At 51.3% G+C, this 8,823-nt stretch carries 20 protein-coding genes; all 20 read right to left on the bottom strand.

The window, feature by feature from the left end; genetic code table 11:
* Positions 1 to 4: 4 nt before the first annotated feature.
* The gene (gene rplO / locus AC6I8P_RS01745) at positions 5 to 439 is read right to left on the bottom strand and encodes a 50S ribosomal protein L15 (protein WP_021508221.1); all 435 of its coding nucleotides are present in this window, start codon (positions 437 to 439) and stop codon (positions 5 to 7) included.
* Positions 440 to 442: 3 nt separating this feature from the next.
* Positions 443 to 622, bottom strand: coding sequence for a 50S ribosomal protein L30 (gene rpmD / locus AC6I8P_RS01740; protein ID WP_013510758.1), 180 nt, complete (start codon positions 620 to 622; stop codon positions 443 to 445).
* Between the two features lie 5 nt (positions 623 to 627).
* A complete protein-coding gene (gene rpsE / locus AC6I8P_RS01735; protein WP_010618560.1) occupies positions 628 to 1,128 on the bottom strand; it encodes a 30S ribosomal protein S5 in 501 nt (166 codons plus the stop codon).
* Positions 1,129 to 1,142: 14 nt separating this feature from the next.
* Positions 1,143 to 1,496 (bottom strand): 50S ribosomal protein L18, encoded by a 354-nt coding sequence (gene rplR, locus AC6I8P_RS01730; protein ID WP_013510760.1) that lies wholly within the window; start codon positions 1,494 to 1,496, stop codon positions 1,143 to 1,145.
* Between the two features lie 9 nt (positions 1,497 to 1,505).
* On the bottom strand, positions 1,506 to 2,039 hold the full coding sequence (rplF, locus tag AC6I8P_RS01725; RefSeq protein WP_007891676.1) for a 50S ribosomal protein L6: 534 nt from the start codon (positions 2,037 to 2,039) through the stop codon (positions 1,506 to 1,508).
* A 12-nt stretch (positions 2,040 to 2,051) separates the two neighbouring features.
* The gene (rpsH, locus tag AC6I8P_RS01720) at positions 2,052 to 2,444 is read right to left on the bottom strand and encodes a 30S ribosomal protein S8 (RefSeq protein ID WP_021508220.1); all 393 of its coding nucleotides are present in this window, start codon (positions 2,442 to 2,444) and stop codon (positions 2,052 to 2,054) included.
* Positions 2,445 to 2,476: 32 nt separating this feature from the next.
* Entirely contained in the window at positions 2,477 to 2,782 is a 306-nt protein-coding gene (gene rpsN, locus AC6I8P_RS01715; RefSeq protein ID WP_010618564.1) for a 30S ribosomal protein S14, read from the bottom strand.
* 14 nt (positions 2,783 to 2,796) lie between these two features.
* Positions 2,797 to 3,336 (bottom strand): 50S ribosomal protein L5, encoded by a 540-nt coding sequence (gene rplE, locus AC6I8P_RS01710; RefSeq protein ID WP_013510763.1) that lies wholly within the window; start codon positions 3,334 to 3,336, stop codon positions 2,797 to 2,799.
* Between the two features lie 14 nt (positions 3,337 to 3,350).
* Complete coding sequence (gene rplX / locus AC6I8P_RS01705) at positions 3,351 to 3,665, bottom strand: 50S ribosomal protein L24 (protein ID WP_021508218.1); 315 nt, start codon at positions 3,663 to 3,665, stop codon at positions 3,351 to 3,353.
* Positions 3,666 to 3,675: 10 nt separating this feature from the next.
* Complete coding sequence (gene rplN / locus AC6I8P_RS01700; RefSeq protein WP_006120590.1) at positions 3,676 to 4,047, bottom strand: 50S ribosomal protein L14; 372 nt, start codon at positions 4,045 to 4,047, stop codon at positions 3,676 to 3,678.
* A gap of 168 nt (positions 4,048 to 4,215) precedes the next feature.
* Complete coding sequence (gene rpsQ, locus AC6I8P_RS01695; RefSeq protein WP_010618568.1) at positions 4,216 to 4,470, bottom strand: 30S ribosomal protein S17; 255 nt, start codon at positions 4,468 to 4,470, stop codon at positions 4,216 to 4,218.
* Positions 4,470 to 4,658, bottom strand: a complete 189-nt coding sequence (gene rpmC, locus AC6I8P_RS01690) for a 50S ribosomal protein L29 (protein WP_021508217.1) — start codon at positions 4,656 to 4,658, stop codon at positions 4,470 to 4,472. The genes rpsQ and rpmC overlap by 1 nt, the downstream gene beginning before the upstream one ends.
* On the bottom strand, positions 4,658 to 5,068 hold the full coding sequence (gene rplP / locus AC6I8P_RS01685; RefSeq protein WP_002438716.1) for a 50S ribosomal protein L16: 411 nt from the start codon (positions 5,066 to 5,068) through the stop codon (positions 4,658 to 4,660). The genes rpmC and rplP overlap by 1 nt, the downstream gene beginning before the upstream one ends.
* A 12-nt stretch (positions 5,069 to 5,080) precedes the next feature.
* Entirely contained in the window at positions 5,081 to 5,779 is a 699-nt protein-coding gene (gene rpsC / locus AC6I8P_RS01680; RefSeq protein WP_021508216.1) for a 30S ribosomal protein S3, read from the bottom strand.
* Positions 5,780 to 5,796: 17 nt separating this feature from the next.
* Complete coding sequence (gene rplV, locus AC6I8P_RS01675) at positions 5,797 to 6,129, bottom strand: 50S ribosomal protein L22 (protein WP_007891659.1); 333 nt, start codon at positions 6,127 to 6,129, stop codon at positions 5,797 to 5,799.
* Positions 6,130 to 6,142: 13 nt separating this feature from the next.
* Positions 6,143 to 6,421 (bottom strand): 30S ribosomal protein S19, encoded by a 279-nt coding sequence (gene rpsS / locus AC6I8P_RS01670; RefSeq protein ID WP_001138115.1) that lies wholly within the window; start codon positions 6,419 to 6,421, stop codon positions 6,143 to 6,145.
* A 16-nt stretch (positions 6,422 to 6,437) separates the two neighbouring features.
* The gene (gene rplB / locus AC6I8P_RS01665) at positions 6,438 to 7,259 is read right to left on the bottom strand and encodes a 50S ribosomal protein L2 (protein ID WP_010618573.1); all 822 of its coding nucleotides are present in this window, start codon (positions 7,257 to 7,259) and stop codon (positions 6,438 to 6,440) included.
* Positions 7,260 to 7,276: 17 nt separating this feature from the next.
* Positions 7,277 to 7,579, bottom strand: coding sequence for a 50S ribosomal protein L23 (rplW, locus tag AC6I8P_RS01660; RefSeq protein WP_010618574.1), 303 nt, complete (start codon positions 7,577 to 7,579; stop codon positions 7,277 to 7,279).
* Entirely contained in the window at positions 7,576 to 8,181 is a 606-nt protein-coding gene (gene rplD / locus AC6I8P_RS01655) for a 50S ribosomal protein L4 (RefSeq protein ID WP_021508215.1), read from the bottom strand. The genes rplW and rplD overlap by 4 nt, the downstream gene beginning before the upstream one ends.
* A 10-nt stretch (positions 8,182 to 8,191) precedes the next feature.
* Positions 8,192 to 8,818, bottom strand: a complete 627-nt coding sequence (gene rplC, locus AC6I8P_RS01650) for a 50S ribosomal protein L3 (protein WP_021508214.1) — start codon at positions 8,816 to 8,818, stop codon at positions 8,192 to 8,194.
* Between the last annotated feature and the right edge of the window lie 5 nt (positions 8,819 to 8,823).

The raw sequence follows: 8,823 nt of genomic DNA, 5'->3' as shown, positions 1-8,823 counted from the left end.
CTACTTATTCCTCGATTTTACCGCCAGCAGCTTCGATTGCAGCACGAGCACCTTTGGTGACACGCAGACCACGAATCGTAACAGGTGCAGATACTTCACCAGACAGGATCACTTTCGCGAACTCAATCTGTACACCGATGATGTTAGCTGCTTTCAGCGTGTTCAGGTCGACGATACCGCCTTCCACTTTCGCCAGATCAGACAGACGCACTTCTGCAGTCACGAATGATTTGCGCGAGGTGAAGCCGAACTTCGGCAGACGACGGTACAGAGGCATCTGACCACCCTCGAAACCACGACGTACGCCACCGCCAGAACGAGACTTCTGACCTTTGTGACCACGACCGCCGGTTTTACCGAGGCCAGAACCGATACCACGGCCCAGACGCTTGGAAGCGTGTTTAGACCCTTCGGCCGGAGACAGAGTGTTTAAACGCATCTCTTACTCCTCCACTTTCAGCATGTAAGAAATCGCGTTGATCATACCGCGTACAGCTGGCGTGTCTTCACGCTCAACGGTGTGACCAATACGACGCAGACCCAGACCAACCAGAGTGGCTTTGTGCTTAGGCAGGCGGCCGATTGAGCTACGGGTTTGTGTAATTTTGATTGTCTTAGCCATCGTGATTACCCCAGAATTTCTTCAACGGATTTACCACGCTTGGCAGCAACCATATCCGGAGACTTCATATTGCCCAGGCCGTCGATAGTTGCACGAACCACGTTGATCGGGTTGGTGGAACCATAGGCTTTAGCCAGAACGTTATGAACTCCAGCGACTTCCAGAACGGCGCGCATTGCACCGCCGGCGATGATACCGGTACCTTCAGAAGCCGGCTGCATGAACACACGAGAACCCGTGTGCGCACCTTTAACCGGGTGCTGCAGGGTGCCGTGAGTCAGCGCGACATTAACCATATTGCGACGAGCTTTTTCCATCGCTTTCTGGATCGCTGCTGGAACTTCACGCGCTTTACCGTAACCAAAACCAACGCGGCCGTTACCATCACCCACTACAGTCAGAGCGGTGAAGGAGAAAATACGACCACCTTTCACAGTTTTAGAGACACGGTTTACCGCGATCAGTTTTTCCTGCAGGTCGCCAGCTTGTTTCTCGATGTGTGCCATCTTAGACCTCTACCTTAGAACTGAAGGCCAGCTTCACGAGCAGCATCTGCAAGTGCCTGGACGCGACCATGATATTGGAAACCGGAACGGTCGAAAGAAACATCTTTGATGCCTTTTTCGATAGCGCGCTCAGCCAGAGCTTTACCTACAGCTGCAGCGGCGTCTTTGTTACCGGTATACTTCAGTTGTTCAGCGATAGCTTTTTCTACAGTAGAAGCAGCAACCAGAACTTCGGAACCGTTCGGGGCGATTACCTGTGCGTAAATGTGACGCGGGGTACGATGTACCACCAGGCGAGTAGCACCCAGCTCTTTGAGCTTGCGACGTGCACGGGTCGCACGACGGATACGAGCAGATTTCTTATCCATAGTGTTACCTTACTTCTTCTTAGCCTCTTTGGTACGCACGACTTCGTCGGCGTAACGAACACCCTTGCCTTTGTAAGGCTCAGGACGACGGTAGGCGCGCAGATCAGCTGCAACCTGACCAATCAGCTGTTTATCAGCGCCTTTCAGCACGATCTCAGTCTGAGTTGGACATTCAGCAGTGATGCCGGCCGGCAGTGCATGGTCAACCGGGTGAGAGAAGCCCAGGGCCAGACTCACAGAGTTGCCTTTAACAGCTGCACGATAACCAACACCAACCAGTTGCAGCTTCTTGGTGAAGCCTTCGGTAACACCGATAACCATGCCGTTCAGCAGCGCACGGGCAGTACCTGCCTGTGCCCAACCATCCGCATAACCTTCGCGTGGAGCGAAAGTTAGGGCGTTGTCTGCATGCTTAACTTCTACAGCACTGTTGATAGTACGAGTCAGCTCGCCGTTTTTGCCTTTGATCGAAACTTCCTGACCGTTGAGTTTTACCTCTACGCCGGCAGGAACAACGACAGGTGCTTTTGCAACACGAGACATTTTATCCTCCGATTACGCTACGTAGCAGATAATTTCGCCACCAAGACCAGCCTGGCGCGCTGCACGATCAGTCATGACACCTTTAGAGGTAGAAATTACAGCAATGCCCAGACCGGCCATAACTTTTGGCAGCTCATCTTTTTTCTTATAGATGCGCAGACCTGGACGGCTAACACGCTGAATGCTTTCTACAACAGCTTTACCCTGGAAGTACTTAAGAGTCAGTTCCAGTTCCGGCTTGATGTCGCCTTCGATTTTAAAATCTTGAATATAGCCTTCTTCCTTCAGCACGTTGGCAATTGCCACTTTCAGCTTGGAGGAAGGCATAGAGACCGCAACTTTGTTCGCGGCCTGACCGTTACGGATACGGGTCAGCATATCCGCGATCGGATCTTGCATGCTCATCTGTGTTACTCCCGTGATTCAAATGGTGACAATTACCAGCTAGCCTTTTTCAGACCCGGGATTTCACCGCGCATTGCGGCTTCACGGACCTTGATACGGCTCAACCCAAACTTCCGCAGGAAACCGTGCGGACGACCTGTCTGACGGCAGCGGTTACGCTGACGTGAAGGGCTGGAATCACGCGGCAGACTCTGCAGCTTGAGAACGGCGTTCCAACGGTCTTCGTCGGATGCGTTCACATCAGAAATGATCGCTTTCAGTTCAGCGCGTTTTGCGAAGAACTTGTCTGCTAATTTCACACGCTTAACTTCGCGTGCTTTCATAGATTGCTTAGCCATTAAGTAACCCTACCTTACTTGCGGAACGGGAAGTCAAAGGCAGCCAGCAGAGCACGGCCTTCATCATCAGATTTCGCAGTAGTGGTAATGGTGATATCCAAACCACGAACGCGATCGACTTTGTCGTAGTCGATTTCTGGGAAGATGATCTGCTCACGAACGCCCATGCTGTAGTTACCACGACCGTCGAAAGACTTCGCGGACAGACCACGGAAGTCACGGATACGCGGTACAGCAATAGTGATCAGACGCTCAAAGAACTCCCACATGCGCTCGCCACGCAGAGTTACTTTACAGCCGATCGGATAGCCCTGACGGATTTTGAAGCCTGCAACTGATTTGCGTGCTTTGGTGATCAGCGGTTTTTGACCGGAGATTGCTGCCAGGTCAGCTGCTGCGTTATCCAGCAGTTTCTTGTCAGCGATCGCTTCACCAACACCCATGTTCAGGGTGATCTTCTCGACCCGAGGGACTTGCATGACAGAATTGTAGCCAAACTCTGTCATGAGTTTCTGGACTACTTCGTCTTTGTAGTAATCATGCAGTTTCGCCATCGTACTACTCCAAATTACTTGATAGTTTCGCTGTTAGACTTGAAGAAACGGACTTTTTTACCGTCTTCGAATCTAAAGCCTACACGGTCAGCCTTGCCGGTTGCCGCATTGAAGATTGCAACGTTAGAAACCTGAATAGCAGCTTCTTTTTCAACGATGCCGCCTGGTTGGTTCAGAGCCGGAACCGGCTTCTGGTGTTTCTTAACCAGGTTGATACCTTCAACGATGACCTTACCAGAAGTCAGGACATTCTTTACTTTACCGCGTTTACCTTTGTCTTTACCGGTAAGCACGATAACTTCGTCGTTACGACGGATTTTCGCTGCCATTGTTCGCTCCTTAGAGTACTTCTGGTGCCAGAGAGATAATTTTCATGAACTTTTCAGTACGAAGTTCACGAGTTACCGGCCCAAAAATACGCGTTCCGATAGGCTGCTCGCTGTTATTGTTCAGAATAACGCATGCATTACCATCGAAGCGAATGACAGAACCGTCCGGGCGACGAACACCCTTCCTGGTGCGCACCACTACCGCTTTCAGGACATCACCTTTTTTCACCTTGCCACGCGGAATTGCTTCCTTGATGGTCACTTTGATGATATCGCCGACGCCTGCGTAGCGACGGTGCGAGCCACCCAGAACCTTGATACACATTACGCGACGTGCACCGGAGTTGTCGGCGACGTTCAGCATAGTCTGTTCTTGGATCATTTTAGTGCTCCGCTAATGTCAACTACTACTTCGGGACCCAAACCTCAGGTCGTTAAAAAGCCCCATAATTGAGGGCGCGGCATTATAACACCGGTTCTCGCAGATGGGTAGAAAAAATGAACGGCTCCATAGAGCCGTTCATTTTGTTTTTAGAGGAAGCGGATTCTATTACAGAATCGCTTTCTCTACAACGCGAACCAGAGTCCAGGACTTAGTCTTGGACAGTGGACGGGTTTCGCGGATTTCAACCACGTCACCAATACCACACTCGTTGTTCTCGTCATGGATGTGCAGCTTAGTCGTACGCTTAATGAATTTACCGTAGATCGGGTGCTTCACGAAACGCTCGATAGCAACAACAGCAGATTTCTGCATTTTGTCACTAACAACACGACCCTGCAGAGTACGGATTTTATCGGTCATTACGCCGCCTTCTCAGTCAGTAAAGTCTTAACGCGTGCAACATCACGGCGAACTTGCTTCAGCAGATGGGTCTGCTGCAGCTGGCCAGATGCTGCCTGCATGCGCAGGTTAAACTGCTCGCGCAGGAGGTTAAGCAGCTCAGTGTTCAGCTCTTCAACGCTTTTTTCACGCAGCTCAGTTGCTTTCATTACATCACCGTCTTAGTTACAAAGGTGGTTTTGATAGGCAGTTTTGCTGCTGCCAGCTTGAATGCTTCACGGGCCAGCTCTTCCGGTACACCGTCCATTTCATACAGGACTTTACCAGGCTGGATCAGGGCAACCCAATACTCCACGTTACCCTTACCTTTACCCATACGCACTTCCAGCGGCTTCTCGGTGATTGGTTTGTCCGGGAATACACGGATCCAAATCTTACCTTGACGCTTAACTGCACGGGTCATAGCACGACGTGCTGCTTCGATCTGACGAGCAGTCAGACGACCACGGCCAACAGCTTTCAGACCGAAAGTACCGAAGCTAACATCCGTACCCTGCGCCAGACCGCGGTTACGGCCTTTGTGCACTTTACGGAATTTCGTACGCTTTGGTTGTAACATCAGCGACTCTCCTTACTTACGGCCTTTACGCTGCTGCTTTTTAGGTTGAGCAGCCGGTTCCGGTTGTTCAACAGCAGCCATACCACCCAGGATCTCACCTTTGAAGATCCATACCTTAACGCCGATTACACCATAAGTGGTGTGCGCTTCAGAGGTGTTGTAGTCAATGTCAGCACGCAGAGTGTGCAGCGGTACACGACCTTCACGGTACCATTCGGTACGTGCGATCTCAGCACCGCCCAGACGGCCGCTAACTTCAACTTTGATACCTTTAGCGCCCAGACGCATTGCGTTCTGTACAGCACGCTTCATCGCACGACGGAACATCACACGACGCTCCAGCTGTGAAGTGATGCTGTCAGCAACCAGTTTTGCGTCCAGTTCCGGTTTACGGACTTCGGCGATATTGATCTGTGCAGGAACGCCAGCGATGTTCGCTACGACCGTGCGCAGTTTTTCAACGTCTTCACCTTTTTTACCGATAACGATACCCGGGCGAGCGGTGTGAATGGTCACACGGATGCTCTTAGCCGGACGCTCGATAACGATGCGAGATACAGACGCTTTTGCCAGTTCTTTGTTCAGGAACTGACGTACTTTAAAGTCGCTGTCCAGGTTGTCAGCGAATTCTTTGGTGTTCGCAAACCAGGTAGAGTTCCATGGTTTTACAATACCCAGGCGAATACCATTAGGATGTACTTTCTGACCCATTGCTAGTCTCCAGAGTCTCAGCGATCGGACACAACCACAGTAATGTGGCTGGTGCGCTTCAGGATGCGATCTGCACGACCTTTAGCACGCGGCATAATGCGCTTCATGCTAGGGCCTTCATCTACGAAAATTTTCGCAACTTTCAGATCGTCGATATCAGCGCCATCGTTGTGTTCGGCGTTAGCAATGGCAGATTCCAGGACTTTCTTAACCAGTACAGCCGCTTTCTTGTTGGTGTAAGTCAGAATATCCAGAGCCTGCGACACTTTCTTACCGCGAATCAGGTCAGCAACAAGGCGAACCTTCTGAGCAGAAGAACGAGCATGGCGATGTTGAGCAATAGTTTCCATCTCTTCCTCCTACTTATTTCTTCTTGGCTTTCTTATCAGCAGCGTGGCCGCGATAAGTACGTGTCGGTGCAAATTCACCCAGCTTGTGGCCGACCATTTCGTCGGAAACAAAGACAGGAACGTGCTGACGACCATTATGGACAGCGATGGTCAAACCGATCATGTTAGGGAAGATCGTTGAACGACGGGACCAAGTGCGCAGGGGCTTCTTGTCACCGCTTTCCACCGCTTTCTCTACCTTCTTCAGCAAGTGCAGGTCAATAAAAGGACCTTTCTTGAGAGAACGTGGCATGGCTTATCCTCTAAAATTATTTGCTACGGCGACGTACGATAAATTTATCAGTACGCTTGTTGCTACGGGTCTTCTTACCTTTGGTCTGAACGCCCCACGGAGTTACCGGGTGCTTACCAAAGTTACGACCTTCACCACCACCGTGCGGGTGATCGACTGGGTTCATCGCAGTACCGCGAACGGTAGGACGAACACCACGCCAACGGGTTGCACCGGCTTTACCCAGAACGCGCAGCATGTGCTCAGCGTTACCGACTTCGCCCAGGGTTGCGCGGCAGTCAGCTTCGACTTTACGCATTTCGCCTGAACGCAGACGCAGGGTAACGTAGGAACCTTCACGCGCAACGATCTGCACGTAAGCACCAGCAGAACGGGCAATCTGACCGCCTTTACCTGGTTTCATTTCTACGTTATGCACGGTTGAACCAACCGGGATGTTACGCATCGGCAGGGTGTTACCTGCTTTGATCGCAGCATCAACGCCAGACTGAATCTGGTCGCCAGCTTTCAGGCCTTTAGGGGCCAGGATGTAACGGCGCTCGCCATCTTTGTACAGAACCAGTGCGATGTTCGCAGAACGGTTCGGATCGTACTCAAGACGCTCAACAACTGCCGGGATACCATCTTTGTTGCGTTTGAAGTCAACAATACGGTAAGCCTGCTTGTGACCACCACCGATATGACGGGTAGTGATACGACCATTGTTGTTACGACCACCGGATTTGCTGTTTTTTTCAACCAGCGCGGCAAAAGGCTTGCCTTTGTGCAGCTCAGGGTTCACCACTTTAACAACGTGACGACGACCCGGAGATGTCGGTTTACATTTAACAACTGCCATTGTCTTTCTCCTCCGACTTACTCAGCGCCGCCGACGAAGTCCAGGTTCTGGCCTTCTTTCAGGGTGACGTAAGCTTTTTTCCAGTCGCTACGACGACCGATACGCTGTCCGTGACGCTTAACTTTACCCTTAACAACCAGGGTGTTTACGTCTTTCACTTCTACTTCGAACAGTTTCTCAACAGCAGCAACGATCTCTGCTTTGGTCGCGTCTTTGGCAACTTTGAGAACGATGGTATTGGTTTTTTCCATCGCGGTTGATGCTTTTTCAGATACGTGCGGCGCGCGCAGTACTTTCAGCAGACGTTCTTCACGGATCATGCCAGCATCTCCTCAACTTGCTTAACTGCTTCTGCAGTCATAACGACTTTGTCGAAGGCGATCAGGCTAACTGGGTCGATACCCGCTGCATCACGCACGTCAACCTTGTACAGGTTACGCGCAGCCAGGAACAGATTCTCATCAAGTTCACCGGTGATGATCAGCACGTCTTCCAGCGCCATGTCTTTCAGTTTCTGTACCAGCAGCTTAGTTTTAGGCGCTTCAACAGAGAACGACTCGACAACGATCAGACGGTCCTGACGTACCAGCTCGGACAGGATGCTTTTCAGCGCGCCGCGGTACATCTTTTTGTTAACTTTTTGACTGTGGTCCTGTGGACGCGCAGCGAAGGTCACGCCACCTGAACGCCAGATCGGGCTCTTGATAGAACCTGAACGCGCACGGCCGGTGCCTTTCTGACGCCATGGCTTTTTGCCTGAACCAGTTACTTCAGCACGAGTTTTCTGCGCGCGAGTACCCTGACGAGCACCTGCAGCGTAAGCAACAACAACCTGGTGAACCAGCGCTTCGTTGAAATCACGACCGAAGGTAGTTTCGGAAACAGTCAGCGCGCTCTGCGCGTCTTTCAGTACTAATTCCATTGCTATCCCCTTACGCCTTCACAGCTGGTTTAACAATCAGGTCGCTGCCGGTTGCACCCGGGACAGCACCTTTGACCAGCAGCAGGTTGCGCTCAGCGTCAACACGTACTACTTCCAGGCTCTGAACGGTTACGCGCTCATTACCCAGCTGACCAGCCATTTTCTTGCCTTTAAACACTTTGCCCGGAGTCTGGTTCTGACCGATAGAACCCGGAACGCGGTGAGACAAGGAGTTACCGTGCGTAGCGTCCTGGGTACGGAAGTTCCAGCGCTTAACGGTACCTGCGAAACCTTTACCTTTAGAGGTACCGGTAACGTCTACTTTTTTAACGTCAGCGAAAATTTCAACACTGATGCTCTGGCCAACAGAGTATTCTTCACCTTCGGTGCGGAATTCCCATAGACCACGGCCAGCTTCAACGCCAGCTTTAGCAAAATGACCTGCTTCCGGCTTACCAACACGGTTTGCTTTTTTCGCACCGGTGGTAACCTGGATCGCCTGGTAACCATCGTTTTCCAGACCTTTGACCTGGGTAACGCGGTTTGCTTCAACTTCGATTACGGTTACTGGGATTGAAACGCCTTCTTCAGTGAAGATGCGCGTCATGCCCACTTTTTTACCGACTAAACCAATCATTGTAT

It is taken from the genome of gamma proteobacterium symbiont of Lampromicra miyakona (assembly GCF_059730895.1).
Note: the sequence above shows the minus strand (reverse complement) of the source record. Positions and strands in the feature narration are given on the sequence as shown.

Excerpts from the sequence above, each read along its gene's own strand:
- rplO (WP_021508221.1), bottom strand. The coding sequence starts at position 439 with ATGCGTTTAAACACTCTGTCTCCGGCCGAAGGGTCTAAACACGCTTCC.
- rpmD (WP_013510758.1), bottom strand. The coding sequence starts at position 622 with ATGGCTAAGACAATCAAAATTACACAAACCCGTAGCTCAATCGGCCGC.
- rpsE (WP_010618560.1), bottom strand. The coding sequence starts at position 1,128 with ATGGCACACATCGAGAAACAAGCTGGCGACCTGCAGGAAAAACTGATC.
- rplR (WP_013510760.1), bottom strand. The coding sequence starts at position 1,496 with ATGGATAAGAAATCTGCTCGTATCCGTCGTGCGACCCGTGCACGTCGC.
- rplF (WP_007891676.1), bottom strand. The coding sequence starts at position 2,039 with ATGTCTCGTGTTGCAAAAGCACCTGTCGTTGTTCCTGCCGGCGTAGAG.
- rpsH (WP_021508220.1), bottom strand. The coding sequence starts at position 2,444 with ATGAGCATGCAAGATCCGATCGCGGATATGCTGACCCGTATCCGTAAC.
- rpsN (WP_010618564.1), bottom strand. The coding sequence starts at position 2,782 with ATGGCTAAGCAATCTATGAAAGCACGCGAAGTTAAGCGTGTGAAATTA.
- rplE (WP_013510763.1), bottom strand. The coding sequence starts at position 3,336 with ATGGCGAAACTGCATGATTACTACAAAGACGAAGTAGTCCAGAAACTC.
- rplX (WP_021508218.1), bottom strand. The coding sequence starts at position 3,665 with ATGGCAGCGAAAATCCGTCGTAACGACGAAGTTATCGTGCTTACCGGT.
- rplN (WP_006120590.1), bottom strand. The coding sequence starts at position 4,047 with ATGATCCAAGAACAGACTATGCTGAACGTCGCCGACAACTCCGGTGCA.
- rpsQ (WP_010618568.1), bottom strand. The coding sequence starts at position 4,470 with ATGACCGATAAAATCCGTACTCTGCAGGGTCGTGTTGTTAGTGACAAA.
- rpmC (WP_021508217.1), bottom strand. The coding sequence starts at position 4,658 with ATGAAAGCAACTGAGCTGCGTGAAAAAAGCGTTGAAGAGCTGAACACT.
- rplP (WP_002438716.1), bottom strand. The coding sequence starts at position 5,068 with ATGTTACAACCAAAGCGTACGAAATTCCGTAAAGTGCACAAAGGCCGT.
- rpsC (WP_021508216.1), bottom strand. The coding sequence starts at position 5,779 with ATGGGTCAGAAAGTACATCCTAATGGTATTCGCCTGGGTATTGTAAAA.
- rplV (WP_007891659.1), bottom strand. The coding sequence starts at position 6,129 with ATGGAAACTATTGCTCAACATCGCCATGCTCGTTCTTCTGCTCAGAAG.
- rpsS (WP_001138115.1), bottom strand. The coding sequence starts at position 6,421 with ATGCCACGTTCTCTCAAGAAAGGTCCTTTTATTGACCTGCACTTGCTG.
- rplB (WP_010618573.1), bottom strand. The coding sequence starts at position 7,259 with ATGGCAGTTGTTAAATGTAAACCGACATCTCCGGGTCGTCGTCACGTT.
- rplW (WP_010618574.1), bottom strand. The coding sequence starts at position 7,579 with ATGATCCGTGAAGAACGTCTGCTGAAAGTACTGCGCGCGCCGCACGTA.
- rplD (WP_021508215.1), bottom strand. The coding sequence starts at position 8,181 with ATGGAATTAGTACTGAAAGACGCGCAGAGCGCGCTGACTGTTTCCGAA.
- rplC (WP_021508214.1), bottom strand. The coding sequence starts at position 8,818 with ATGATTGGTTTAGTCGGTAAAAAAGTGGGCATGACGCGCATCTTCACT.